We start from the raw sequence: 25,228 nt of genomic DNA on the forward strand, positions 1-25,228 counted from the left end.
GAAACCTTGTTCTCACAATTGTGCGATCAGTTCATGATAAGACGCAACTATGCGAAATCTTTTGATGGGTTTAAGACCAGAATACTATCTAAAATAACAGCATTAACAACCATTCAATACATTAACAGGTTTATTTTCAAAAGAAATATTAACAATATTAAAATTAGCATTATTTAAAATGCACAACGGGTTAATATTAGAAAAATCTAGCATTGGAGGAAATGCTTTTTTAACTGAAAAAATTGAAAACTATCCTAGATTTCAATCCATTTCAGGTCCAAAATTAATGGAGAAAATGGAAGAACAAGCGAAAACTTATGGAGCGGTTATCAAAACAGGTGAAGAAGTGGTAGCGATAGAAAAGAAAGATGATATCTTTACAATTCAGACAAAAAGTAAAACATACTTAGGGAAGTCTGTAGTGTTATCTACAGGTTCAACATATCGAAAACTGGGAATTCCAAATGAAGAAGAACTAATAGGTTCTGGAATTCATTTCTGTGCAACCTGCGATGGTGCTTTTTACAGAGACAAAGATATTATAGTTATTGGAGGAGGAAATTCGGCATTAGAAGAAGGTATCTTTTTAGCAGGATTCTGTAAAAGTGTAAAAATTATAAACCGATCTGAAAATTTCTCTGCTTCCAAAACCTATGTAGAAAAGTTAGAAACCATAGAAAACATTTCTATTTATATGAACAAAACATCATTAGAATTTATTTCTAATGAAAACGGATTGTTTGAAGGATTAAAAATAAAAGACAATGATACCAATGAAGAATCAATAGTAACAGCAGATGGCGTATTTATCTTTATAGGATTAATTCCAAATACACAATCGTTTCAAAATGTTGTAACGCTCGATCAAAGAGGCTTTATTAAAACAACTGGATTGGCAGAAACTTCTGTACCAGGTATATTTGCGGCAGGTGATTGTAGAGAAGGCGCAATTGCACAAGTAGCAGCCGCTACAGGAGAAGGTGTATTGGCAAGCTATGGAATTAGAAATTATTTAAAATAAAAAAAGAAAGGACATTTATATGTCACAGCAAACAAAAGAACATAAAGTATTTGAAGCTCCAGAATTCAACGTTAATCAATGGATTGATGCTAACGGAGAGGCAACAACACCCATAAAACTTTCTGATTTTACAGGAAATTTTAAAATCATTTACTGTTTTCAAAGTTGGTGTCCAGGTTGTCACAGTCGCGGCTTACCTGCGCTAAAAAAAATGGTTGAAGCTTTACAAGATAATCCCAACATTACATTCTTGGCAATTCAAACTGTTTTTGAAGGGTTTAATGAAAATACCTATGAAAAAATGGTAGAAATCCAAAACCAATATGAGCTGAAGATCCCTTTTGGTTATGATGCAGGGAATGATGGAAAATCAAGGTCAAACATCATGAAAAACTATCAAACAGGAGGAACTCCTTGGTTTATATTCATAGACAAACATGATAATATAGTATTTGAAGATTTTCATCTAAATGTAGATGCTGCAATTGATTTTTTAAAAGCGTTATAATTATGAATACGATTCCAGTACTTAAATTATATGGAACTGAAGGTTGTCATAAAACAAATTATTACAAGCTTTTGCTTGAAGAAACAAAATTACCATATCAATTTTTAGATGTAGTAAAAAGTGAAGACCATGCATCAGAATTGCGTGGTCTTTATGAAAATAGAAAACTCAATTTTCCAACAATTACTATTGGGAAAAAGAAATTGAGAAATCCATACAAAGAAGAATTGGAGAAGTGGCTAAACAAGTTAATTCCGAGTCGTTTAGAAATTGTTCACGACAAAGAACACAATCAGTATACTTTAGATATTAATGGAGAATTGGCAAAAGTGCAATAAAGACTGAAAGACAATAAAATGTATCTCGTGCATTCGGAAGTTCCTTATAATTTAAGAGGACAAGGTATCGGGAAGGTACTCGTTGAAAAAACATTTGAAAAACTTACCGATGAAGGTTACAAAGCTATTGCAATATGTAGTTATGTAAAAGCTGTAGCGAAACGAAGTGAAAAATGGAAAACAATTATTGAATGACCTTATTGTCAAAAATAAAAAAACTACCAGAAGGATATTCAGAAGTTATGTATAATAACAGAAAATACGGTGTGACAAAAAGTGAATTCAATCAAGGTAAAAGTTACAAGGTTTATGCAAAAGAGCTAGGAGGAAATAACTTTATAAGTCTCAATTATTATTGTACAAATGAACGAGAAATTTTAAAGCCCTGTGAGATGCCTGAATCCAAAGTGATACACTTTTTAGAAAACTACATAAGTATATGTTAACATTTTAAAAATGAATGATTATATTTAAGCTGAAAAAACTACAACCAATGATAAGATATTTACAATCAGTAGGAATAATACTTCTTTTACTGTGTTTCAGTGCATGTGCTACTTTTAAAGCGCAATATGAAGAGAAAAAAAGCGTGAATTCGTATCCAAAGGATAAAGAAATCAAACATTCTTTTTATTTAATTGGTGATGCGGGAAAATCTCCAATTGGAGAAAAAACAGCAGCTTTAGAAATGCTAGAAAAAGACCTGAAATTAGCTTCAAAAAACAGTACCGCCATCTTTTTAGGAGACAATATTTATCCAGCAGGTTTGCCAAAAAAATCGAGTGAAGATAGAGCGTATGCCGCACATCAATTAGATGCTCAAACGAGTATTGTAAAAGATTTTAAAGGACAAGCAATCTTTATTCCTGGGAATCACGATTGGTATAGTGATGGTTTGGAAGGACTAAAACGTCAAGAAAAATACATTGAAAAGATTTTGGGAAAAGACACATTCCTCCCAGAAAATGGTTGTCCAATTGATAAAATTCACATAAGCAAAGATATTGAACTGATTTTGGTTGACAGTCAATGGTATATTGAGAATTGGGACAATCATCCAACCATAAATGACAACTGTGAAATAAAAACACGCACAAAGTTCTTAGATGAGTTTAGTAGCCTTATCAAAAAGGCAAGAGGAAAAACGACTATTGTAGCGTTACATCATCCAATGTATACCAATGGTTCGCATGGAGGACAATATACGTTTAAAAGTCACATGTCGCCAATTCCGATTGTAGGTTCACTTAAAAATATATTGCATAACACTACAGGAATAGCCAATGTGGATATCTTTCACAAGCGTTACAACGAACTCAGAAAGCGCATCATTACACTTTCGCAAGAAAATGATAAAGTCATTTTTGTTTCAGGGCACGATCACAGTTTACAATATATCATAGAAGACAATTTACGTCAAATAGTAAGTGGTTCTGGAGCAAAAGTATCGGGAACAAGAAATGTTGGTGGCGGGCAGTTTTCGTATGGAACACAAGGATATGCACGTTTAGATGTTTTCAAAGACGGTTCTTCCCATGTGCGTTTCTATTCTTCAGATGATGATAAACTAGTTTTTGAAACAGAAGTATTACCACCGAATGTGAAGTTTACAAAAATGACATACCCATCACAATTTCCAAAAGAAAAATCAGCGTCTATTTACACCGAAGAGGAAACACAAAAATCTGGTTTCGGAACTTTTCTTTGGGGCGAACGTTATCGAAAACAATACAGCACAAAAGTAACAGCACCAACCGTAAACTTAGATACACTTTATGGCGGATTGAAACCTGTACGGAAAGGAGGAGGAAACCAATCAAAATCATTGCGATTAGAAGATAAAAATGGTGCCCAATACGTAATGCGAGCGTTGCGCAAACAAGCCTTGCAGTATTTACAAGCGGTACTATTTAAAGATCAATATATCAAAGGACAATTTGATGATACAAGCACTGAAGATTTAATCTTAGATGTATTTACAGGGGCACATCCGTATGCTCCTTTTGCGATAGGAACGTTAGCGGATGCAGTTGGAGTATATCATACAAATCCAGTATTGTACTACGTACCAAAACAAAATGCTTTAGGACAATATAATGATGAATTTGGAGGTGAATTGTATATGATTGAAGAACATACTTCCGAAGGACATAGCGACAAAGCAAGTTTTGGGTATCAAGATGAGTTAATTAGCACAGATGATCTAATGAACGAGTTGCACAAAGACGAAGACATTGTCATTGATGAGGCAGCATATATTCGTGCTCGTTTATTTGATATGTTGATTGGTGATTGGGACAGACACCAAGATCAATGGCGTTGGATAGAATTTAAAGAAAATGGTAAAAAAGTATATCGTCCTATGCCACGCGATCGCGATCAAGCATTCTCTATCATGTCGGATGGATTCTTATTGGGAACAGCTGTGAAACTGATTCCTACTGCTCGATTGTTGCTTGCATACAGTGACGATTTAGTAGATGTAAAAGGAGTAAATGTAGAACCGTATCCATTAGATATGGAACTCATTCAACAATCAGAAAAAGCTGTTTGGGATGCTGAGGTAAAACGAATTCAAGAAGGATTGACTGATGATGTGATTGAAAAAGCCTTTTTAGAATTCCCAAAAGAAGTACGTGATGAGCGCGTAGAAGAAATCAAACAAAAACTAAAAGCAAGACGAGCCAATCTTCAAAAAATAGCAGACAGATACTATGTCTTAGTTAACAAGTTTGCAGTAATCAAAGGAACCAACAAAGACGATTGGTTTGATATTGAACGTTTGCCAAACGGACAAACCAAAGTAACAGCATATCGTATCAAAAAAGGAGAAAAGAGCGATATATTCCACGAACGTGTGTATGCAAATACAGAAACCAAAGAGATTTGGGTGTATGGTTTGGATGATGATGACCAGTTTCATGTATTTGGCGATGGAAAATGTATCACACGAATTCGTCTAATTGGAGGACAGAATAAAGATGTATACGACATTCAAAATGGTAAAAAAGTAAAAATTTACGATTACAAATCAAAAGAAAGTGAATTTTTAACCAATAAAGGAAGCCAGAGGCTTACGGACGATTATGAAACGAATGTATACGATTACAAGAAACTAAAAAACAATACCAATCAATTAATTCCTACTATCGGATTTAATCCAGATGACGGAATCAAAATAGGTGTTGCTAATACTTACACAAATTATGGATTTGAACGCAATCCTTTTACATCAAGACATACCATTTCTGCAGAGTATTTCTTTGCTACTAATGGATTTGATTTAAAATATAAAGGAGAATTTGCCCACGTAATTGGTAATTGGAATTTACAGCTCAACGCACAATTTAATAGTCCTAATTATTCAGTGAACTTCTTTGGTTTTGGAAATGAAACTCCCAATTTTGAAGCTGATGAAAATGACGCTATCGATGTAAATTTAGATTACAATCGTGTAAAAATTAGAACGATAAAAGTGCAACCTACATTGGTCTGGCGTGGTGAACTAGGGGCTAGTTTTACTACAGGAATATTTTATGAAAGTAATGAGGTAGAACGCACCGAAGGGCGCTACCTTCAACAAGTATTTGCAGCAAACTCAAGTGTCTTTGATAAACAAGATTTTTATGGAGTAGATGCCAAATATCATTTTAAAAATGTGGACAACGAAGCCTTTCCAACTATGGGGATGGAAATAAGCTTGGAATCAGGCTATAAAAATAATGTAAGTACTACTCGAGGTTTTGGGTATTTTATTCCTGAACTCTCTTTTGTACACAAATTAATTTCAAATGGTCGATTGGTATTGGCATCTAAAATTCGCGGTCATATGAATTTTGGAGACGGATTTGAATTCTATCAAGGAGCAAGTATTGGCGCCAGAAATGGCCTGCGAGGATTTAGGAATGAACGTTTACAGGTAAACGCTCTTTTGTTCAAACTACGGATTTACGCCTAAATCTCAGTAAGGTAAAAACAGTAATATTGCCACTTCATATTGGAATTTTTGGAGGATTTGATTATGGAAGAGTATGGATCAGTGGAGATAACTCAGATAAATGGAATACTTCCCTAGGAGGTGGAATTTGGGCAAATGCTGTAGATATGTTATCGGCAAACATATCAATATTCAATTCGGATGATGGATTACGTTTCGCTTTTGGTATTGGATTTGGATTTTAATCTAAGTAAAAAATGAAATTATTTAGAAACCAAAGAAGCAAACTTTTGAATAATAAAAAACTAGGAAACTACTTATTGTATGCTATCGGTGAAATTATTTTGGTAGTGATTGGAATCCTAATAGCGGTTTCTCTTAACAATTGGAATGCAAGTAGAAAAGAACAAGATAAATTGTATAATATTTACAATATTGTTTTTGCTGATTTAAATAATGACATTAAAGAGATCGATAAAATGGAACTTTATTATGATAAAGTCCAACCACTATTTAACAAAATATTGAAGGATTCTGTAAAAGCTATCGATTATGCATTTAATCCACAATACACATATATAATGATCGGTTTTCCTGAAATTACATTCAATAAACGTGGATACAATCAACTAACCGCATTCAACATAGATAAATTTCAAGATAGTTTACCAACGCAAATCATAGAATTCTACACAGAACGCTTACGTGAAATCAAAATAGATGATGACATGCGAGCTGATGATATCAAAGAAAACTACTCACACTTTAAAAATAATTATGCATGGTGGTCCGATGTCATATCTTTAAAACCTAACAAAGACTTCATCGACTATGCACTGAACGATCCCGATTACAAAAATAGAATAGCTACAACGCATTTTATGGCATATCAAGTATTCTTGCCAGAATTAAGAACCTTTAAAAAGCGAGCCTTGAAAATCTTAGCCGCAATTGAAAAACGTATTCCAAACAAGGAATAATCGTACTAAATTAATCTTTGGATAGGAAATATTTTAAGAAAAAAAAGTAGTAGTGTAAGTTAATGGTATTTGTTAGAAAAAAAGAATGCTAAACGTAATTATGATTGTATGTCTTGTATTTGATTTTTATCTACTTTTTAAAGTCCTATAAATACATGTTTTAATAGTCAAACTACATAGTTATTTGGAGTTCGTTTCAAATATCAATTGGGTTTAATTAAAATATTACCTATTTTACAGATGAAAAAATGATTGTTTAATACACTGTGTGACACATTTTTTTAATTTATAAAAAAGGGCAAAAGATAATAATGAAATGATTCTTACTGCGTGATGATGAAATTAAAAAACCATAACAAAAGTGAGGTTTAGTAGTCCTAGATTATCATTATTCACCTTAAATATATAATAGTTTTTTCTTTGCTTTTTAAGGTGTAATGTAACACAAAGAAGTATTTTAATAACCATAAATAACATAAAAAAACAGAACCAAATCAGTGAAGTTGATTCAAACTCAATTTTCAATAAATGATCAAAATATATTTACTCCACTGAAGTAAATACCTATTTGTCTTTATTGGTTTAAATGAAAATTAAATCACTGTATAGTTTTATAAAAAATCGCAATTATTAAACTTTGGTAAGCAAACAAAAGCCAGTATTATAATAATTAATATCATAAAAAACTAACCATATTATTTAACATTTTTTCTTATTTTTATTCAAATTGAAACCTTTGTAACAGACTCATTTCCAAAATGCAAAAAGTAATCAATTCAACATATTTCAAATTTACACCAGTGTACACCAAAGACGGTAACACATTATACTTTGCATCTGACATGCCTGAAGGAAAAGAACAATCAGACTTATATAAAATAGCAATCAAAGGAACGGAATATGGAGAACCTGAAAACTTAGGAGATGTCATCAATACAGGAGGAAGGGAAACCTTTCCGTTTATAGGTAAGGACAACAAGCTTTATTTTTCATCCGATGGATACTTTGGCTTGGGAGGGTTAGATGTTTTTGTGTCAGACAACGACAGGGCAAATGCAAGTAACTACAGGGAAGTTTTTAACTTGGGTCGCCCAATAAACAGTCCTGAGGATGATTTTACCTTCATCATCAATGAAACTTCAGGAAGCGGATACTTTGCTTCCAATCGTGAAGGAGGTGCAGGCGATGATGATATTTATAGTTTCAAACGCACAGAAAAAATTATTTTATCTTGCTCCCAAAAAGTAGAAGGAATTGTGATGGATGAACAAACCAACACGCTAATTGCCAATGCAAAAGTGTTGTTGTTAGATGGAGATAACAATATAATAGGACAAACTTTTACCCAAAATGATGGCAGTTTTGCATTTGGATTAAAATGTAACAATCCATATTTGCTAAGAGGTTCAAAAGAAGAATATTCAACTGCAGAAAAATCATTTGGAACCACGAATGAACTAAGTAAAGTTGTCAAGAAAACCTTATTTCTCAAAAAAGAGAGAACATTAGGGAAACCTATATTGGCAACAATCGGATCAGATTTGGTAGCAATATTAGGACTCAATCCCATCCATTTTGACTTAGATAAAGATGTCATTCGAGGCGATTCAGAAATAGAATTATGCAAAGTAGTTGCAGTGATGAAATTATATCCAAATATGAAAATTGACGTTCGCTCACATACGGACAGTAGAGCAGATGACACATACAACATGAACTTATCAAACAGACGTGCCCAATCTACCATACAATTTTTAATAACCAATGGTATCAATAAAAGTAGGCTCACAGGCAAGGGCTACGGAGAGACGAGGCACGTAAATAGATGTAGTAACGGCGCCCCATGCGCTGAATACGAACATCAACTCAATAGACGAAGTGAATTTATAATCATAGAAAATTAATACGATTCGAGTACGTGGCAATTTTTAACTAAAACGCTTGTCTATTTAAGCCCTAGAGTGTCGCTAGCTCTAGGGCTTTCTTCTTTTTAGTCGTTTCTTGAAAGAAAGAATCAACTTTCAAGGACAATTCAAAATAACTATCTTCACCGATAGGGAAAATACAAGAAAACCATGATCATAACAGCTTCAGAAATACAAGAAATTCTTTATGCTCATAAAGAAGATTTAAGTTTTATCTTAGGAAATGGAATCAATTTACATTACCAAAAAGACAATGTTTCATGGTATAACTTACTACTCGATCTGTGGAAAGAACACGCAGATGTACCTATGGATGAAATCCCAGAAGGTATCTCATTTATAGAATTCTACGATGCGTTGGGCTTGCAAAATGTAACACTATCTGGTTTTTCCACACAATTACAAAAAGATGTAAAAGCAAAAATGCTCAATTGGCAACCTGATGATGCACAAAACTTAATATTAAACAAAATACAAGCATTCAATGCGCCAATATTGACGACCAATTTTGATGATTTAATTCCGAAATCTATGAAACTCAACCTGCATCGAATTGCAGATACGAGTTTCACAGATCACTATCCTTGGGCAACCTATTATGCAAATGACAAACTCAATACACCTATAGACGGATTTGGAGTTTGGTATATGAATGGTATGGTAAAATATCACAGAAGTATCAAACTTGGACTCTCTGAATACATGGGAAATGTAGAACGTGCACGTAAAATGATTAATAGTAATTATGGATACATTCCAAATGACGATACAAATCCTTGGGTAAAAAATAATACGTGGATAGATATCATGTTCAATAAATCCCTGTGCATCTTCGGATTGAGCTTGGACGAAACGGAAGGGTTTTTTAGATGGTTACTCATTCAACGCGCCAAATTCTTCAAGCGTTTTCCAAAATACAGTCACAAAGGTTGGTACATCATGAAGAAAGAGAAAAATAATCCAAAAACAGTCGGAAAGAAATTTTTCTTAAAATCTGTTGGAATAGAAGTCATTGAAGTAGAAAACTATCCAACACTTTATGAAGATATCTGGAAGTAGTTTTTATAAATATTTGGTATTAGTGGGCTTCAAAATACTTTTCTAGGGATAAAAACTAAAATGCTTTATAAGTTTACAGCTGTAATAATTTAAACTTTGATTTAAAGAGTAACTAAAAACAACTTACCCAATACCTAATAAACCGTTCGCTATATTCTATTTTCCGTTCGTCATAATTTCGATTGTAGAAACTCCAAACTGCTATACTTTTACATCGTAATCAAAAAACGACAGACATGCAATCATTTTTCAAACTCATATTTAAGCTTGTTTTTTTCTTGGCATCCATTATTGCGTCCGCGCAAGATATCTCAGGAACTTGGAAAGGAGAATTAAGTGTACAAGGAATGGAACTTCCTATTGTATTCAATATATCTCAAAGCGACAATGGATATACTACAACACTCGATAGTCCAAAACAAGGAGCGTATGATATGCCAACGGATCAAACTACGTTTGAAGAAAACAAATTAACAATTACCTACGGTCAAATAGGAATGGAATACACAGCTACATTCTCTGATGGAGCTTTCAAAGGAACATTTAGTCAAGCTGGACAATCCTTTCCTTTAGACTTAAAAAAAGGTGAAAAAGAAGAAAAAGAGGTTAAAAAAGCAAAACCACAAGAACCAAAAAAACCATATCCGTATGCTTCAGAAGAAGTAAATTTTACAAATAAAAGTGCGGATAACATAAAGTTTTCAGGAACATTAACCTTACCTACCAATGTAAAGAATCCGCCAGTAGTAATTTTAATTACAGGTTCTGGACCACAAAATCGTGATGAAGAATTACTAGGACACAAACCATTTTTAGTCTTGGCAGATCACTTAACAAGACAAGGAATTGCAGTACTACGTTACGACGATAGAGGAACGGCAAAATCAGAAGGCGATTTTTCATCAGCGACTTCATTTGACTTTGCTTCCGATGTAGAAGCAGCAATGGAATACTTACAAACACGCAGCGATGTTGTTGATATAAATAAAATTGGTCTAGTTGGTCATAGTGAAGGTGGATTAATAGCACCAATAGTAGCAGCTAGAAACAACAAAGTAGCATTCTGCGTATTATTAGCAGGGCCCGGTGTAGATGGGAAAGAAGTATTGCTTACACAAGGAAAGCGTGCTGCAGAGCTAGAAGGTTATCCAGCAAGTGATATTGCAATTTCTCAAGAAGTGTCAGCGAAAGTTTTTGATATTTGTGCAAACCATAATGGAGAAGAATCCAATAAGCAAATGAAGGAGTTAATGGAAAGTTTAAAGACAAGAATGACTTCGCCAAAAGCAAAAGAAGAATTAACAGATGTAGCAATCAATCGTCAAATAAAAATGTTTACTTCTCCATGGATGCAAGCATTCCTAGGATACGATCCGCAAACATCATTAAAAAAGGTAAACTGTCCAGTATTGGCAGTAAATGGAGAAAAAGATTTTCAAGTATTACCAAAATTAAATTTAGACGGAATTAAAAAAGGCTTACAACATAATAAAGACGTAACTATCAAGGAATTTAAGGACCTAAACCACCTATTTCAAACCTCAAAAACAGGAGCGTTAAGTGAATATTCTGAAATAGAAGAAACATTTGCTCCTGTTGCGTTAAACTTTGTTTCAGAGTGGATCAACACAAGATTCTAAATCATCAATCAATACAATAATGCACTTTTTCAGCCTCGAGAAAGTGCATTTTCAATACATTTGATACTTACTTGCAAAACATGGCAGTTTCAAAAAAAACAAATACAATTATATTTTGGATTTTACAGATTCTTGGCTGGGGATTATTAATTACTATTAATACTTGGGCAGAAATCTACTTTAAACAAAATAGTCAAATACAGGCTGTGTACTTTTTCTTTGAAGGCTTGGCATTTTTAATTCTTGGAATTGGGCTTACCACATGGATTCGGTTATATCTAAAGCGAATAAATTTTGTAGAAAATCAAACCCAGAAAAACTATATCAAACTTTTCATAGTATATATATTGGTAGGTTTGGTATTTATCATCACAATCATTACCTATAGTAAATTAGCATTTACGTCTATTCATGACGAAATACTACCTATTACTGCTAGGATGATTATCCTGACGTCTGTCAATATCTATATTTATATATTTTTCTGGATATTATTGTACGTAGCAATCAAATCAATAGCACGTATGCAACGCAATAAAATGGATCGCTTACGTTTAGAAGCTTCTCTGAAAGAATCTCAGTTAAATACACTCAAAGGGCAGCTCAATCCACATTTCATGTTTAACAGTTTGAACAATATTCGCGGATTGATGCTAGAAGATGTAAGCAAATCAAGAGAAATGCTAACGCGACTTTCGGAAATGCTTCGCTATTCATTAAACGTAAACAAAGTAGATGCCATACAAATTGAACAAGAAGTAGAAACAGTGGCAAATTATGTCGCACTTTCTAAAATACAACTAGAAGATCGTTTACAATATGAACAAGAAGTAGATGAATCATTATTACAAGTCAAAATCCCTCCAATGATTCTGCAAATGTTAGTAGAAAATGGCATAAAGCACGGAGTATCGGCACAGAAAAATGGTGGAAAAATAAAGTTGATTGTGACAGATAATAATCAAGAAATCATTTTACAAGTCAACAATACTGGAACACTAAAATCAGAAACAGATTCCACAAAAATTGGTGTTGATAATATTAAAAAACGATTGGAATTATTGTACGGAGAAAAAGCTACATTTATATTAAAAGAAGTGGAAAATGAAGTGCAAGCTGTCATCAAAATACCTGTAAGCTAACTATGGATACAATCACTGCAATAATTGTTGAAGACTCTCGCCTAGCGCGGAATGAACTCAAAGTGCTTCTAAAAAAGCATCCGCAAATTGAATTGGTTGCCGAAGCAGAAAATGTAGATAAGGCTTACGAACTTATCAATCGAAAACAACCACAGGTTTTATTTTTAGACATCAACATGCCTGAAAAAAATGGTTTTGACTTATTAGAAATGTTGGACAATGTTCCCATCACTATTTTTACAACGGCTTATGACGAATATGCAATTAAGTCATTTGAATACAATGCTTTCGATTACTTGCTAAAACCCATCAATCAAGACCGATTCTCCAAAACGATAGAAAAAGTCATTGTCGCTATTGAAAAGGAAGCAACGGAGCAAAAACCATTTGAGTTACATCGTCAAATATTTATCAAAGATGGCGAAAACTGTTGGCTCATTCGTATTTCAGAAATTGCAGTATTTGAAATTGTTGGAAACTATACACGTGTCTATTTTGAAGACAACAAACCCTTAATTTACAAATCGCTCAATCAAATAGAATCCAAACTTCCTGAAGAAACCTTTTTCAGAGCTAACCGACAGCAAATCATCAATCTAAATCATGTAGATAAAGTCGTTCCTTGGTTCAATGGAAAACTCAAAATTACAGTCAAAGATTCCAATCAAGAAATAGAAGTATCACGAAGACAATCATATAAATTCAAAGACTTATTAGGTTTTTAAAGAACTAAAAGTCTGACGTTAGTCAGACTTTTACATATAATAATTAAAAATACTAGGTTCTAGAAATTAAATTTACCATTGGTATTCTTTCTGTCAGCTTCAGGCATAATGGTTTCTATAACGTCCCAATGTTCAGCAATTTTTCCATTTTCAATACGGAACAAATCGTAAAAAGAAGTTGGTTTTCCTGCAAAAGTTCCTTCACTTACCGCTAATACAAAGTTTCCTTCTCCTGACACAATATGATTCTTAGTATATACCATCGTAATTCCTTGTTTAGCCATAGCTTCCAAAGCTGCACCTAAACCAGAAACTCCATCTCCAATAGCTGGATTGTGTTGAATATAATTATCACCATCAAAATAGTTTCCAAGTTTATCAAACTGACCGTTCATCAAAATAGTTGCTACAAAATCCTTAACGAGTGCTTTGTTTGCAGCAGTTTTGTCTAAATCAAAACTTGTAGTTGGTCCATCTGTTTGTGTATGTCCACTAGGGTTCGGAGCTGCTGTTTCCAATAAATTATCCCAATGTTCTACAATCAATCCATCTTCGAAACGGAAAATATCAAAACCAACTTTTGGTCCAAAAAAGTCATATTCTGTATGTGTAAAAACATAATCACCATCTTCAAAAGCTCTGACAATATTTGCTTTAAATCCGCCTTCAGGTTTGTGTTGTAAAATTGCTCCAAAACCTTCCAATCCGTCGGCAACAGCTAAATTGTGTTGAATGTATTTATTTGGATTAATATATGCTACTGCTGTCTGATCGCCAGTTTCTAAACTTTCCAATAAAGTAACTGCTTTTTCCTTGTTTGTAAGTGTTTTTTCCATCTTCGTTTCTGTGTTTGTCTTAGTTGTATTTTCTTTTTTCTTTTCTGTTGTATTACATGACACTATTGCCAATGCGCATATAATAAGTGTACTTTTAAATTTCATTATTTTGAATATTTTTAACGAGACAAAAGTATACCTGAATGAAAGAATAACGTAGGTGTAAGTTGAAATGAAAAGGGTTAATGTCGAACCTTGGTTACTTTGAATGAAGTTTTTTGAACTGATTTGGGGTCAATCCCGTATGTTTTTTAAAATACTTTACAAAGTTAGTAGACTCCGTAAAACCTAATTGATACGTAAGTTCTGTACTTTTTATACCAGAATTTATCAAATTTCTTTTCGCTTCTAGAATGATAAAATCATCAATACATTGTTTGGCTGTTTTTTGAATCACCTCTTTACAAATATGATTCAAATGCTTGTAAGTAATGCCTAAAGACTTCGCATAGAAATCAGCATTTCTTGTTGTAGTAAAATGATGTTTGATGAGGTTTTCAAACTGAATAAATAAATACAAATACTTAGATGCTGTTTTATATTCTATTTGCTGATTGCGTAACTGTTCTATTTTGGAAACAATAATTGTGAATAAACCACGAACAATAGTTTCCTTGTGCGTTTGGTCAGCATTATAAAATTCTTGAAACAACAGGTCAAAATAGGAAACCACATTTTTATCTTGAGGAATCTGAATCATTGGTGAAAATAGTTGTGAAGCAAACAATCGAAAAATAATAGATTCTGGCAATATTTTAAACTGTTTCTCAAAATACGATTGAGTAAATAGAATAGCATATCCTTTTACATTCTCAGCAAATCGAAAGGCATTTACTTGTCCTTTTCGAATACAAACCAAAGAGTTTTTTTGAACATCATGCGAAACAAAATCGATCAAATGTCTAGTGTTTCCGTTCGTATACAAAAAGAAAGCATAAAACGCTGTTTGGTGTGGTTGTTCAGGATAGTGATCGTGTGAGCGAACCAAAATATCTTCCAAGCGAAGAATTTCAATACCATCTAGTTTATCATAACCAGATTGAAATTCTATTGCTGGAATATCTTGAGACATGTACTGTAAATTTTAACCGCGATGTGTTTTGGAAGAAGCACTAGTTAAATCGTTAATTCCTTTCAATTCTTCCTCTGTTAAATGACGCCATTTTCCAACGGGTACATCTAAAGAAACATTCATAATACGTGTGCGCTTCAGTTTTACAACTCTATAATCCAAATACTCACACATTCTACGAATTTGACGATTCAATCCTTGTGTCAAAATAATTTTGAAGGTGTATTTTGTAAGTTGTTCTACTTTACACTTTCGAGTTAGTGTGCCTAAAATTGGAATTCCATTGCCCATTTTCTTTATAAAGTCGCTCGTAATCGGACGATTTACGGTCACTTTATATTCCTTCTCGTGATTGTTACGAGCACGCAAAATTTTATTCACAATATCACCATCACTTGTCAAAAAAATCAAGCCTTCACTGGGTTTGTCCAAACGTCCTATCGGGAAAATTCGCGTCGGGTAATTAATAAAGTCAATAATATTATCCTTTTCCACACGTGTATCTGTTGTACATACAATTCCGATAGGTTTATTAAAAGCCAAATACACTTGCTTTTCCTTCGGATTAGAAATCAATTCACCATCAACACGTACTTCATCTCCTGGCGCAATTTTCGTTCCCATTTCAGGAACTTTCCCATTAATAGTTATACGTCGTTGTTCAATCAATTTATCAGCGGCTCTGCGCGAACAGTAACCTACTTCACTTAAAAACTTGTTGATTCTTGTCAATTGTACTTCACTCATCTAAAAGGCATTCAAAGTGCAAAGCTACGGAAAATAAATATGTGGTGTCTTAGAAAGAAACGACTTAATCAAGTTGAAAGCTATACAAATTTCGTCCACTTCCGTGTGATTCTTCATCAGAAATATATACGGTGTCATTTCCTTTAAAACAAATACTTTCTTTTTGAGTAGTATGTCCTAAATCGTATTTTTTCTCCGTTCCGCCTAAAAAGTTATCACCTTTAAAATCGGTAAATTGCCAAACAGAATTGTGTGATAACAGCACAACTTTTTTTCCATTTGGACTTATCGCTGCTGAGGTTATCCAACATTCAAGTTTATCGCAAGTGTTGAAAGTACTAATAAACTGGGCTTTATGTTTTCCTTTAGTAGCTGGGATTTTATACAAATTTGTGCGTCCGTAGGCTGATTTTGTGCGACTCTTTGTAAACAAATACAAATATCCACTATGATAAAAAAATGATTCTACATCAAAATGTCTATTCTTCTTTTTAGGTGGAAATTTTTTCTGATCAGGAAATGAGAACTCAATCTTCACCGGATCAATGCTCTTTTTGGTAGCCAAATCATTCGCAGACAACATATAAATTCTTTGATGCTTTCGATCATTAGCATTATTTCCAAAATCACCAATATATAAATTACCTTCTGAGTCTTTGGTCAAATCTTCCCAATCTCTATTCTTACCTTTAATGTGTAAAGTTTTGTAAATCTTTCCTTTAGAATTGACTTCAAAGACTTTGGGATCATTTCCACTATCATTAATCATCCAAAAACTATCAGAATTTGGAATTGATTCCATTCCAGAGACTTCTTTTAAATCACTTGAAATCTTTCCAGTGTAGTTCAATTGTCCGTAATTCACAGTACAATTAGAAAACAACAATAGAAACAGGCAGTATTTTAGATAATCAAACTTCATGTACATGGATTTTGATCAAAAATAAAATATTTAGTAGAAAACATAAAATTTTCAAGTTCAATTAAGAAGAGTTTAAGACTCATTAAATTTTAGATGATAAATGTTGAATTTTAAACTAAAAAGCATTTCTTTACAGGAAATCTTTCAATCAAATCAACAAATATTCATGGGAGTTATCGATGTTCTAATCATTGGCGGCGGAGCAGCAGGTTTTTTTACAGCTATTAATATCGCTGAAAAACATCCTGAGAAATCAGTTGTGATTGTAGAAAGAGGAAAAGAATTTTTAACCAAAGTTCGTATTTCTGGGGGAGGAAGATGTAATGTAACACATGCATGTTTTGATCCGAAAGAACTTATAAATTACTATCCAAGGGGCCAAAAAGAGCTTTTAGGACCCTTTCATCAATTTTGTTGTGGCGATACGATGGGTTGGTTTGAAGAACGCGGTGTGGAATTGAAAATTGAAGATGATGGCAGAATATTTCCTGTTACTGATTCTTCCCAAACGATTATTGATTGTTTTTTGTGTGAAGCGAAAAAGCATCAAGTTGATTTTAGAAAAAATCATGCGGTTAAGCATATCTCAAAAACCAATGATGTTTGGCAAGTAGAAACTAGTCAAGGAAAGCTACAGGCTGCGAAAATTGTAATGACTACAGGAAGCAACCCTAAAATGTGGAAACTCTTAGAAACACTTGGTCATACAATTGTGCCTGCGGTCCCATCATTATTTACCTTCAATATCAAAGATTCACGAATCAAAGATTTACTAGGAATTGCAACACCAGCAAACGTAAAGGTTGTGGACACAAAACTAGAATCCAATGGACCTTTATTGATTACACATTGGGGAATGAGCGGACCAGGAATTTTAAAACTATCTGCTTGGGGCGCACGAATTTTAGCAGACAAACAGTACAACTTTCAAATAGAAGTCAATTGGCTAGATCATATTTCTAGAGAAGATTGTTTGGAAATGATCAAAGATTCTAAAATCGAACTCGCAAAAAAAGCAGTACACAAAAACAATCCGTTTGAGGTGCCAAAACGTCTGTGGCAACGTATTATTCAAGCAGCAGGAGTCAAAGAGCAAACGCGCTGGGCAGATTTGAAAAAACAACAAACTGAACAATTGGCAAGTCAGCTAACCGAAGCAATTTTTAATGTAAAAGGAAAAAGTACATTCAAAGAAGAATTTGTTACGGCTGGAGGAATTCATTTAAAAGAAGTCAACTTCAAAACTTTCGAAAGTAAAAAACACGAAAATCTGTACTTTGCAGGTGAAATCCTGGACATAGATGCCATTACGGGCGGATTTAACTTTCAAAACGCTTGGACAGGAAGTCATATTATTTCTGAAACAATCTTTGATAGTTAGATTTTTTGAAACGTCATTACGAGGAATAATGACGAAGTAATTTATTCCTTGACAAAAAAATTGTTTCAAGTTTTCTCAAAACTTTCGTAAGCACGTTTCCTAACATTAAAGACTCCGTTAGAAAGTAATTATTCCATTGGGATATTTTCAAATTAGCACATTAAAAAAACCGTATCTTTGCCTAAATTTTTAAAATCGTCTATGGAAATAGCTGCATTTCTGCCCAAAGCATATACAAAAAATGTTGCCTCAGGAATAGTCACTTGGAAATCGCCAAGTAATATTGCACTCATCAAATATTGGGGAAAAAAAGAAGATCAAATTCCACAAAATCCATCCATCAGTTTTACGTTGGATGCTTGTGCTACAACTACAAAATTGACATATAAAAAGCACGATACTGCACTAGATGATTTTTCATTTGACTTGTTTTTTGAAGGGAAACAAAAAGACGATTTCAAACCGAAAATCAACACGTTTTTACAACGAATTGAATCATATCTTCCATTTTTAAAAGACTATCATTTTACGATAGAAACTTCAAATTCCTTTCCGCATAGTAGTGGAATTGCTTCGTCTGCCTCTGGAATGAGTGCGTTGGCATTGTGTTTAATGAGTTTGGAAAAAGAACTCAATCCATCAATGACAGCAGAAGCATTTAACCAAAAAGCATCATTTTTGGCGCGTTTAGGTTCAGGAAGTGCAAGCAGAAGTATTGAAGGTGATTTAATTGTGTGGGGAACACATGAAGATACTGTGGGAAGTTCAGACTTGTTCGGAATAAAATATCCGTACAAAGTACATGAAGTCTTTAAAAACTATCACGACACAATTCTGTTAGTGGATAAAGGTGAAAAGCAAGTCAGTAGTACAGTTGGACATAATTTGATGCACAATCATCCGTTTGCTACTCAGCGTTTTGCGCAAGCACATGAAAACTTAACAAAAATGCAATCTGTGTTAGCTGAAGGCGATTTAACAGAATTCATTGCAATAGTTGAAAGTGAAGCTTTAACACTTCATGCGATGATGATGACTTCAATGCCGTATTTCATTTTGATGAAACCAAACACATTGGAAATTATCAATCGAATTTGGAAATTTCGTGAAGAATCTGGAACGCACGTTTGTTTTACGCTAGATGCAGGAGCCAATGTACATGTGTTATATCCTGAAAATGAAAAAGATATCGTATATCCATTTATTCAGCAAGAACTAACAAAATTTTGCCAAAACGAACATCATATCTGTGATAGAATAGGTTTTGGAGCAAAAAAGTTGTAAATTTACATAACAATAGTCGCAAATTGAACGAACAAATGAAGGGACCTCTTTTTTATTCAAAAATCTTACTCTTCGGAGAATACGGAATCATCAAAGATTCCAAAGGATTATCCATTCCATACAACTTTTACAAAGGAGCATTAAAAATTGACGAGAATCTTTCAGATGAAGCAAAAGACTCTAACGAAAGTTTAAAAGGTTTTGCCAACCACTTAGAAGCCTTAGATGCTGAATTGGTGACATTTGACATTGCTGCTTTAAATCGTGATTTGGACAAAGGAATGTACTTTGATTCGTCTATTCCTCAAGGATATGGAGTAGGAAGTTCAGGTGCTTTAGTAGCTTCTATCTACGACAAGTATGCGTATGATAAAATCACAGTTTTAGAGAACTTGACACGAGAGAAGCTCTTAACATTGAAAGAAATTTTTGGTGCTATGGAATCGTTCTTTCATGGAAAAAGTTCTGGTTTAGATCCTTTAAATAGTTATTTGAGCATTCCAATTCTAATCAATTCTAAAGATAATATTGAACCTACAGGAATTCCTTCGCAAAACGAAGTTGGCCAAGGAGCAGTATTCTTATTAGATAGCGGAATTATGGGAGAAACGGCACCAATGGTTAATATATTCATGGAAAATATGAAACAAGAAGGGTTCCGTAAAATGCTTAAAGATCAATTTATAAAACATACAGATTCCTGTGTGGAAGATTTCTTAAAAGGAGATGTAAAATCCTTATTTGGAAACTTAAAATCATTGTCGAAAGTAGTTTTCAATAACTTCAAACCAATGATCCCACAACAATTCCATTCACTTTGGAAACAAGGAATTGATACCAACGATTATTACTTGAAACTTTGTGGATCTGGCGGCGGCGGATACATTCTTGGATTTACACAAAACATTGAAAAAACAAAAGAAACGCTCAAAGATTACAAACTTGAAGTAGTATACAACTTCTAAAGTTTGGACGTGAATGCTCTCTAGAAAGCAAAAGCTATTTCTATACAAACTCTTCAGTCTATTTTCTGTTGTCAGAGTATACAACATCCTTATTATTGTAATTGCGCAATATTTGGCTGCCAAATACATCTTGGCACCAAAAGAAGGCTTTATGGAAATCATTTTAGATGGACATTTATTAGCAATTGTGTTAGCTTCGGCAGTTGCAATTGCGGCAGGATACATTATCAATAATTTTTATGACGCCGAAAAAGACTTAATCAATCGACCAAATAAATCAATGTTAGATCGTTTGGTAAGTAAACGTACAAAACTAACAACATATTTTATTTTAAACTTCATTTCGGTAGCCATTGCTAGTATTGTTTCCTTCAATTCGTTTATTTTCTTTTCTGCTTACATTTTCGGAATTTGGTTTTACTCTCATAAACTCAAAAAGATTCCATTTATAGGAAATCTAACTTCGGCAGTATTGGCAATTACGCCATTTTTTGCTGTATTTATCTATTACAAAAACTTAAGCAGTGTCATATTTGTACATGCAGCTTTTCTATTTTTACTCATTCTGATTCGTGAATTCATCAAAGATTTAGAAAATATTAAAGGCGATTTGGCACAAGATTACAAAACCATTCCTGTAATGTATGGCGAAAAAGTGTCGAAAGGACTCATAACCTTCTCGGCAGGAATTGCCATTGCCGTTACTGTTTTTCTAATTTCCCGTTACGATACAAGCTATATGCTGTATTATTTCTACGGCAGTATTGGACTTTTAATTATTTCGGTAGTTATACTATATAAATCTACGGCGAAGTCTCATTATATCTTACTTCACAACATTTTAAAGTTCATTATTGTTTCTGGCGTTTTCAGCATTCCACTCTTAAATATTGATGTGATTTTAAATAAAATTACTAGAGTTTTGTGATAAAAATTCGCAGACGCTTAAAAATTGTTAAAGCAACTTTAAAGTGTGTTTTTCTTCTCTAAAATTGGTAATTTATAGCAACTTAAATGTTAAACTTTTAAAGGTTCTTAAGGTTTCATCGACAGATAGAATTAAGGAATAGTAAATCAAAAAAATCTATGGCATCTTCACATGAATTAAAAGTCGCACTCGCGCAAATTGCACCAGTTTGGTTAGATAAATCCAAAACTATCGAAAAAATAAAACAACAAATTCTCGATGCGAGTCAACAAGATTGTGAACTCATCGTTTTTGGAGAAGCCTTATTGCCAGGATATCCGTTTTGGGTTGCCAATACCAACGGAGCTGCTTTCAATTCAATCATACAAAAAGAAATTCACAGACATTATGTTCAAAATTCCATCCAGGTTGAAAAAGGCGATTTAGATGAGATTTGTGACTTAGCAAAACAACACAATATTGCCATTTATTTAGGATTGATGGAACGTGCTGCAGATCGTGGCGGACATAGCATTTACTGTTCGTTAGCATACATCAATCAAGAAGGAAGCATAGAATCCATGCATCGAAAATTAATGCCAACCTATGAAGAACGTTTAACATGGGCAAGTGGTGATGGAAATGGTTTAAAAGTACATCCGTTAAAAGATTTTACCGTTGGCGGATTGAATTGTTGGGAAAATTGGATGCCTTTGCCAAGAGCCGCTTTATACGGAATGGGCGAAAATGTGCATATTGCAGTTTGGCCAGGAAGTGAAGTCAACACCAAAGATATCACGCGTTTTATTGCAAGAGAATCACGTTCATATGTGATTTCTGTGTCAAGCTTGATGCGAAAGTCAGACATTCCTGCAGACATTCCGAATGTAGCTGAAATTTTAAACAATGTTCCAGATGAATTGGCAAATGGCGGATCGTGTATTGCAAGTCCAGATGGCGAATGGTTAATTCCACCAGTCTTACATACCGAAGGTTTGATCATTGCAACCTTAGATTTTAATCGAATCTTGGAAGAACGCCAAAACTTTGATGCTGTTGGACATTATTCGCGTCCAGATGTTACACAACTGTTGGTGAATAGAGAGCGTCAGAGCACCATTAAAATTAATGATTAATAAATTTCTATTTTTGAGTTAGTTGTATTTTATCAAATAAAAAATATTCTGTATATAGATGAGAGAAGAATTAGAGATTTTACGATCGGAACTTTATAAAAGTTGTAGTGAACTATATAAAATAGAAAGCAATACAATAACGGTTGAACCTGATTTTACGTTTGAATCTAATATTGAATTAAAAGATAAAGAAAGGAGTTGTAAAATTTATCCATTCTTTTTTGGTGAAATTCCAAAATATGTTTTTGAATGGGATGGTTGCCCAATTTTTGAAATTTCCAGTACAAATCTTCAAAGACAAGGAGAACTAATAATTAATTGGGTATTAGAAAAGTCAATGCCTTCAACTATGCAGAGTCAATTTCCAGAAATAAAACTTAGCGAACTTGCAAGGTACTATGAAAGAGGTGAAGGAATCAAAGGTGAATTCATAGAGAGCTGGAATTTAACAGAAGAAACTAGTTACGATTTATTTTCTTTAGATCCAAATCAGTATCATGCTGAAAAGTATATAATTAAATTGATCAAAGAGATGAGAACTTTCCAACTTGATAAATCATTGAGAATCGGAACTAGTTTATCTCATTTAATTTTATCGAGGTCCAAAAGACAGACTAATCATGAAAAAATACCGCACATAAGCATATATTTCTTAGGAGATGATAAAATGAAAATTACATCTAATTTGAATAGCGAAGATAGTGTTGAAACAGAAGTGAAATACAAAGGGTATTTGGAAGAAATGGTGAAAAAATTACTGAAAGAAGAAATAAAATAAGTATTTCACACACTTCTAAATACTCATTTTATACTCCTTACTTTTCTATAAGTACCACAATATTGATTCTGAATACATTATCCTAAAACGAATAATTGAATCAAGATTCGGTTATCGTAAATTAAAAAGTATCTTTGCAAAAATTTTTAGAGCTAAAAACAATGGCAAAAGAACGACAAGGCAAAAGTAGAGTTTCTTCGGGAGGAAAGGATCATGGAGGAAAAAAATCGTTTCAAGGAAAGAAATCATCAGATGGTAAAAAGTCATTTGAAGGGAAAAAATCTTTTGATAAAAAGAAGTCAAATTCAAGTTATAAAAAGAAAGCAACGCCAAAATCAAAATCTTCAAGCAATCCAAATGAGATTCGCTTAAATAAATATATTTCAAATTCAGGTATTTGTTCACGACGTGAAGCAGACATGCACATTTCTATTGGAAGTGTGACTGTCAATGGCAAAGTCGTAACAGAGATGGGTTATAAAGTACAATTGACAGATGAAGTACGTTTTGATGGACGTATTATTAATCCAGAAAAACCAACCTATATTTTATTGAACAAACCCAAAGGATTTTTAGTAACAACTAAAGACGAAAAAGGGCGTAAAACCGTAATGGATTTAGTTGCCAATGCAACTACTGCCAGAATTGTTCCTGTTGGACGCTTGGAACGACAAACTACAGGTTTGTTGTTATTTACCAACGATGGAGAATTGGCAAGAAAGCTAACAGATCCTAACCAAAAAGTTCGTAAAATCTTTCATGTAGAGTTGGATAGAAACTTAAGTCAAGCAGACTTTAACAAAATCAAAGACGGACTCAACATTAGAGGTGTAAAGCACGAGGTAGACGAAATTTCTTGGATTCAAGGAGCTTCAAAACGTGAAATAGGAATCAAAGCAAGCTCAGGAAGTAATAGTTTGGTAAAAGCAATTTTTGAGCATTTGTCATATACAGTTGCACGTTTGGATAGAGTTGTTTTCGCTGGATTGACGAAGAAAGATTTACCACGAAGTCACTGGCGAAACCTAACAGCACAAGAAGTCATAAATTTGAAGCATTTATAAAATAAAAGTATTGTTAAAACAGCTTCTTTCAATTTATTTTAAACGAAAAGAAGCTGTCTTTAAAAATGATTTTTTGTGTTATAAACTAGCAATATAATCTACTAATTTAGCAAAGTCTTTCTCTTTTTTAAGTTTTAATTTTTCAGATTTTATATACGATTTTATTTCACTCCTCTTATCAGGAAACATCTTCAATACCGATTTCTTCTTTGGTTCAATAGATGTTAAGTTTCCATCTTTTAAGATATAAAAATAGTCATATTGCGTAAACTTTGCAGCTCTATCTTTTTGATTTGCTGTCAATGCTTTTTCGTTTGGCGAGAATAAACACTTCTTTCTGAGTAATAACTTTAAATCTTTATTTTGAGTCAGTTCTAAAAAGTATCCTTTTTGAGCATAGTCATCTTCATCTTTGTATGGAAGCAATTTTAAAGTTTTATTTTCAAACGTAAGTCGAGAATCATCAATTTTCATTAATGCTCCAACTTCCTCTCCTTCTACTGGCATTAACTCAATTTCATCCGTATACGTATTTAAACGCATCATTACATTTCCATACGATTTATCGCCAACAAAAAACTGCCCTAACTTATATTTTTCATACAAGTATGGACTTCCTTTGACGTTTTCCCAGTCAATTTCATAAGGAGTTTTTTCCTTAGAGTTAATTACTTTACGGAGTTCTTGAAATATTTGTGAAGTACTTTCAAACTGTCGTGGTGAGCCATCTATTTGAGCAATTAAAGACATGCTAAACAGTAGCGAAAATGAAAATGGTAAGAGACGTAATGTTTTCATAATCAGTAAATAAATTGATTGTAATTATAAAAGTAGTGAAAAAAGCGGAAAGATTTTATTCTT

General features: G+C 33.3%; 25 protein-coding genes and 1 pseudogene. 21 read left to right on the top strand and 5 right to left on the bottom strand.

Features of this window, described 5'->3' with window-relative positions:
• The 14 genes and pseudogenes from MK119_RS19615 to MK119_RS19675 form a co-directional block, all read left to right on the top strand.
• Positions 1 to 177 (top strand): annotated as a pseudogene (locus tag MK119_RS19615) (IS982 family transposase); the annotation flags it as partial.
• A gap of 1 nt (position 178) precedes the next feature.
• Positions 179 to 1,021, top strand: a complete 843-nt coding sequence (locus tag MK119_RS19620; protein WP_290682524.1) for an FAD-dependent oxidoreductase — start codon at positions 179 to 181, stop codon at positions 1,019 to 1,021.
• A gap of 19 nt (positions 1,022 to 1,040) precedes the next feature.
• Positions 1,041 to 1,529 (top strand): redoxin domain-containing protein, encoded by a 489-nt coding sequence (locus tag MK119_RS19625; protein ID WP_290682527.1) that lies wholly within the window; start codon positions 1,041 to 1,043, stop codon positions 1,527 to 1,529.
• A 2-nt stretch (positions 1,530 to 1,531) separates the two neighbouring features.
• Positions 1,532 to 1,867 (top strand): glutaredoxin family protein, encoded by a 336-nt coding sequence (locus MK119_RS19630; protein ID WP_290682530.1) that lies wholly within the window; start codon positions 1,532 to 1,534, stop codon positions 1,865 to 1,867.
• An 18-nt stretch (positions 1,868 to 1,885) separates the two neighbouring features.
• Entirely contained in the window at positions 1,886 to 2,062 is a 177-nt protein-coding gene (locus MK119_RS19635) for a GNAT family N-acetyltransferase (protein WP_290682533.1), read from the top strand.
• A complete protein-coding gene (locus MK119_RS19640; protein ID WP_290682536.1) occupies positions 2,059 to 2,313 on the top strand; it encodes a peptide methionine sulfoxide reductase in 255 nt (84 codons plus the stop codon). The genes MK119_RS19635 and MK119_RS19640 overlap by 4 nt, the downstream gene beginning before the upstream one ends.
• A 47-nt stretch (positions 2,314 to 2,360) precedes the next feature.
• Complete coding sequence (locus MK119_RS19645; RefSeq protein WP_366512845.1) at positions 2,361 to 5,825, top strand: metallophosphoesterase; 3,465 nt, start codon at positions 2,361 to 2,363, stop codon at positions 5,823 to 5,825.
• A 26-nt stretch (positions 5,826 to 5,851) separates the two neighbouring features.
• Positions 5,852 to 6,049: a hypothetical protein gene (locus tag MK119_RS24410; RefSeq protein ID WP_366512846.1), complete on the top strand. Its 198-nt coding sequence runs from the start codon at positions 5,852 to 5,854 to the stop codon at positions 6,047 to 6,049.
• 12 nt (positions 6,050 to 6,061) lie between these two features.
• A complete protein-coding gene (locus MK119_RS19650) occupies positions 6,062 to 6,784 on the top strand; it encodes a DUF6090 family protein (protein WP_290682538.1) in 723 nt (240 codons plus the stop codon).
• A gap of 758 nt (positions 6,785 to 7,542) precedes the next feature.
• A complete protein-coding gene (locus tag MK119_RS19655) occupies positions 7,543 to 8,688 on the top strand; it encodes an OmpA family protein (RefSeq protein WP_290682540.1) in 1,146 nt (381 codons plus the stop codon).
• Positions 8,689 to 8,859: 171 nt separating this feature from the next.
• On the top strand, positions 8,860 to 9,768 hold the full coding sequence (locus tag MK119_RS19660; protein ID WP_290682543.1) for an SIR2 family protein: 909 nt from the start codon (positions 8,860 to 8,862) through the stop codon (positions 9,766 to 9,768).
• A gap of 236 nt (positions 9,769 to 10,004) precedes the next feature.
• Positions 10,005 to 11,408, top strand: a complete 1,404-nt coding sequence (locus MK119_RS19665) for an alpha/beta hydrolase (RefSeq protein WP_290682546.1) — start codon at positions 10,005 to 10,007, stop codon at positions 11,406 to 11,408.
• An 80-nt stretch (positions 11,409 to 11,488) separates the two neighbouring features.
• Complete coding sequence (locus tag MK119_RS19670; protein ID WP_290682549.1) at positions 11,489 to 12,550, top strand: histidine kinase; 1,062 nt, start codon at positions 11,489 to 11,491, stop codon at positions 12,548 to 12,550.
• A gap of 2 nt (positions 12,551 to 12,552) precedes the next feature.
• Positions 12,553 to 13,275 carry a LytTR family DNA-binding domain-containing protein gene (locus tag MK119_RS19675; protein WP_290682552.1) on the top strand — a complete coding sequence of 241 codons (723 nt, stop codon included), beginning with the start codon at positions 12,553 to 12,555 and terminating at the stop codon, positions 13,273 to 13,275.
• Between the two features lie 59 nt (positions 13,276 to 13,334).
• On the opposite strand, the gene MK119_RS19680 is transcribed toward MK119_RS19675, so the two are convergent.
• From MK119_RS19680 to MK119_RS19695, 4 genes are all read right to left on the bottom strand, one after another.
• Positions 13,335 to 14,216 carry a nuclear transport factor 2 family protein gene (locus MK119_RS19680; RefSeq protein WP_290682555.1) on the bottom strand — a complete coding sequence of 294 codons (882 nt, stop codon included), beginning with the start codon at positions 14,214 to 14,216 and terminating at the stop codon, positions 13,335 to 13,337.
• Positions 14,217 to 14,310: 94 nt separating this feature from the next.
• Positions 14,311 to 15,183, bottom strand: coding sequence for a helix-turn-helix domain-containing protein (locus MK119_RS19685; protein WP_290682557.1), 873 nt, complete (start codon positions 15,181 to 15,183; stop codon positions 14,311 to 14,313).
• Positions 15,184 to 15,195: 12 nt separating this feature from the next.
• The gene (rluF, locus tag MK119_RS19690) at positions 15,196 to 15,930 is read right to left on the bottom strand and encodes a 23S rRNA pseudouridine(2604) synthase RluF (RefSeq protein ID WP_290682560.1); all 735 of its coding nucleotides are present in this window, start codon (positions 15,928 to 15,930) and stop codon (positions 15,196 to 15,198) included.
• Positions 15,931 to 15,994: 64 nt separating this feature from the next.
• Positions 15,995 to 16,852, bottom strand: coding sequence for a hypothetical protein (locus MK119_RS19695; RefSeq protein ID WP_290682563.1), 858 nt, complete (start codon positions 16,850 to 16,852; stop codon positions 15,995 to 15,997).
• A 166-nt stretch (positions 16,853 to 17,018) separates the two neighbouring features.
• On the opposite strand from MK119_RS19695, the gene MK119_RS19700 reads away from it, so the two are divergent.
• From MK119_RS19700 to MK119_RS19730, 7 genes are all read left to right on the top strand, one after another.
• Entirely contained in the window at positions 17,019 to 18,233 is a 1,215-nt protein-coding gene (locus tag MK119_RS19700; protein ID WP_290682566.1) for an NAD(P)/FAD-dependent oxidoreductase, read from the top strand.
• Between the two features lie 201 nt (positions 18,234 to 18,434).
• A complete protein-coding gene (locus MK119_RS19705; protein WP_290682629.1) occupies positions 18,435 to 19,517 on the top strand; it encodes a diphosphomevalonate decarboxylase in 1,083 nt (360 codons plus the stop codon).
• A gap of 35 nt (positions 19,518 to 19,552) precedes the next feature.
• A complete protein-coding gene (locus MK119_RS19710) occupies positions 19,553 to 20,482 on the top strand; it encodes a mevalonate kinase (protein ID WP_290682569.1) in 930 nt (309 codons plus the stop codon).
• A 13-nt stretch (positions 20,483 to 20,495) separates the two neighbouring features.
• Positions 20,496 to 21,410, top strand: coding sequence for a geranylgeranylglycerol-phosphate geranylgeranyltransferase (locus MK119_RS19715; RefSeq protein ID WP_290682571.1), 915 nt, complete (start codon positions 20,496 to 20,498; stop codon positions 21,408 to 21,410).
• A 158-nt stretch (positions 21,411 to 21,568) separates the two neighbouring features.
• Positions 21,569 to 22,525: a carbon-nitrogen hydrolase family protein gene (locus MK119_RS19720; protein WP_290682573.1), complete on the top strand. Its 957-nt coding sequence runs from the start codon at positions 21,569 to 21,571 to the stop codon at positions 22,523 to 22,525.
• A gap of 58 nt (positions 22,526 to 22,583) precedes the next feature.
• The gene (locus tag MK119_RS19725) at positions 22,584 to 23,303 is read left to right on the top strand and encodes a hypothetical protein (RefSeq protein WP_290682575.1); all 720 of its coding nucleotides are present in this window, start codon (positions 22,584 to 22,586) and stop codon (positions 23,301 to 23,303) included.
• 161 nt (positions 23,304 to 23,464) lie between these two features.
• Entirely contained in the window at positions 23,465 to 24,367 is a 903-nt protein-coding gene (locus tag MK119_RS19730) for a pseudouridine synthase (protein ID WP_290682577.1), read from the top strand.
• A 78-nt stretch (positions 24,368 to 24,445) separates the two neighbouring features.
• Here MK119_RS19730 and MK119_RS19735 read toward each other — a convergent pair whose 3' ends face one another.
• Positions 24,446 to 25,165, bottom strand: coding sequence for a hypothetical protein (locus MK119_RS19735; RefSeq protein WP_290682579.1), 720 nt, complete (start codon positions 25,163 to 25,165; stop codon positions 24,446 to 24,448).
• Positions 25,166 to 25,228: the final 63 nt, after the last annotated feature.

The organism is Kordia sp. (assembly GCF_022447245.1).
Classification (GTDB): Bacteria; Bacteroidota; Bacteroidia; order Flavobacteriales; family Flavobacteriaceae; genus Kordia.

Bases quoted from the DNA above. Each gene is read 5' to 3' on its own strand.
- MK119_RS19620 (WP_290682524.1), top strand. From the start codon at position 179: ATGCACAACGGGTTAATATTAGAAAAATCTAGCATTGGAGGAAATGCT.
- MK119_RS19625 (WP_290682527.1), top strand. From the start codon at position 1,041: ATGTCACAGCAAACAAAAGAACATAAAGTATTTGAAGCTCCAGAATTC.
- MK119_RS19630 (WP_290682530.1), top strand. From the start codon at position 1,532: ATGAATACGATTCCAGTACTTAAATTATATGGAACTGAAGGTTGTCAT.
- MK119_RS19635 (WP_290682533.1), top strand. From the start codon at position 1,886: ATGTATCTCGTGCATTCGGAAGTTCCTTATAATTTAAGAGGACAAGGT.
- MK119_RS19640 (WP_290682536.1), top strand. From the start codon at position 2,059: ATGACCTTATTGTCAAAAATAAAAAAACTACCAGAAGGATATTCAGAA.
- MK119_RS19645 (WP_366512845.1), top strand. From the start codon at position 2,361: ATGATAAGATATTTACAATCAGTAGGAATAATACTTCTTTTACTGTGT.
- MK119_RS19650 (WP_290682538.1), top strand. From the start codon at position 6,062: ATGAAATTATTTAGAAACCAAAGAAGCAAACTTTTGAATAATAAAAAA.
- MK119_RS19655 (WP_290682540.1), top strand. From the start codon at position 7,543: ATGCAAAAAGTAATCAATTCAACATATTTCAAATTTACACCAGTGTAC.
- MK119_RS19660 (WP_290682543.1), top strand. From the start codon at position 8,860: ATGATCATAACAGCTTCAGAAATACAAGAAATTCTTTATGCTCATAAA.
- MK119_RS19665 (WP_290682546.1), top strand. From the start codon at position 10,005: ATGCAATCATTTTTCAAACTCATATTTAAGCTTGTTTTTTTCTTGGCA.
- MK119_RS19670 (WP_290682549.1), top strand. From the start codon at position 11,489: ATGGCAGTTTCAAAAAAAACAAATACAATTATATTTTGGATTTTACAG.
- MK119_RS19675 (WP_290682552.1), top strand. From the start codon at position 12,553: ATGGATACAATCACTGCAATAATTGTTGAAGACTCTCGCCTAGCGCGG.
- MK119_RS19680 (WP_290682555.1), bottom strand. From the start codon at position 14,216: ATGAAATTTAAAAGTACACTTATTATATGCGCATTGGCAATAGTGTCA.
- MK119_RS19685 (WP_290682557.1), bottom strand. From the start codon at position 15,183: ATGTCTCAAGATATTCCAGCAATAGAATTTCAATCTGGTTATGATAAA.
- rluF (WP_290682560.1), bottom strand. From the start codon at position 15,930: ATGAGTGAAGTACAATTGACAAGAATCAACAAGTTTTTAAGTGAAGTA.
- MK119_RS19695 (WP_290682563.1), bottom strand. From the start codon at position 16,852: ATGAAGTTTGATTATCTAAAATACTGCCTGTTTCTATTGTTGTTTTCT.
- MK119_RS19700 (WP_290682566.1), top strand. From the start codon at position 17,019: ATGGGAGTTATCGATGTTCTAATCATTGGCGGCGGAGCAGCAGGTTTT.
- MK119_RS19705 (WP_290682629.1), top strand. From the start codon at position 18,435: ATGGAAATAGCTGCATTTCTGCCCAAAGCATATACAAAAAATGTTGCC.
- MK119_RS19710 (WP_290682569.1), top strand. From the start codon at position 19,553: ATGAAGGGACCTCTTTTTTATTCAAAAATCTTACTCTTCGGAGAATAC.
- MK119_RS19715 (WP_290682571.1), top strand. From the start codon at position 20,496: ATGCTCTCTAGAAAGCAAAAGCTATTTCTATACAAACTCTTCAGTCTA.
- MK119_RS19720 (WP_290682573.1), top strand. From the start codon at position 21,569: ATGGCATCTTCACATGAATTAAAAGTCGCACTCGCGCAAATTGCACCA.
- MK119_RS19725 (WP_290682575.1), top strand. From the start codon at position 22,584: ATGAGAGAAGAATTAGAGATTTTACGATCGGAACTTTATAAAAGTTGT.
- MK119_RS19730 (WP_290682577.1), top strand. From the start codon at position 23,465: ATGGCAAAAGAACGACAAGGCAAAAGTAGAGTTTCTTCGGGAGGAAAG.
- MK119_RS19735 (WP_290682579.1), bottom strand. From the start codon at position 25,165: ATGAAAACATTACGTCTCTTACCATTTTCATTTTCGCTACTGTTTAGC.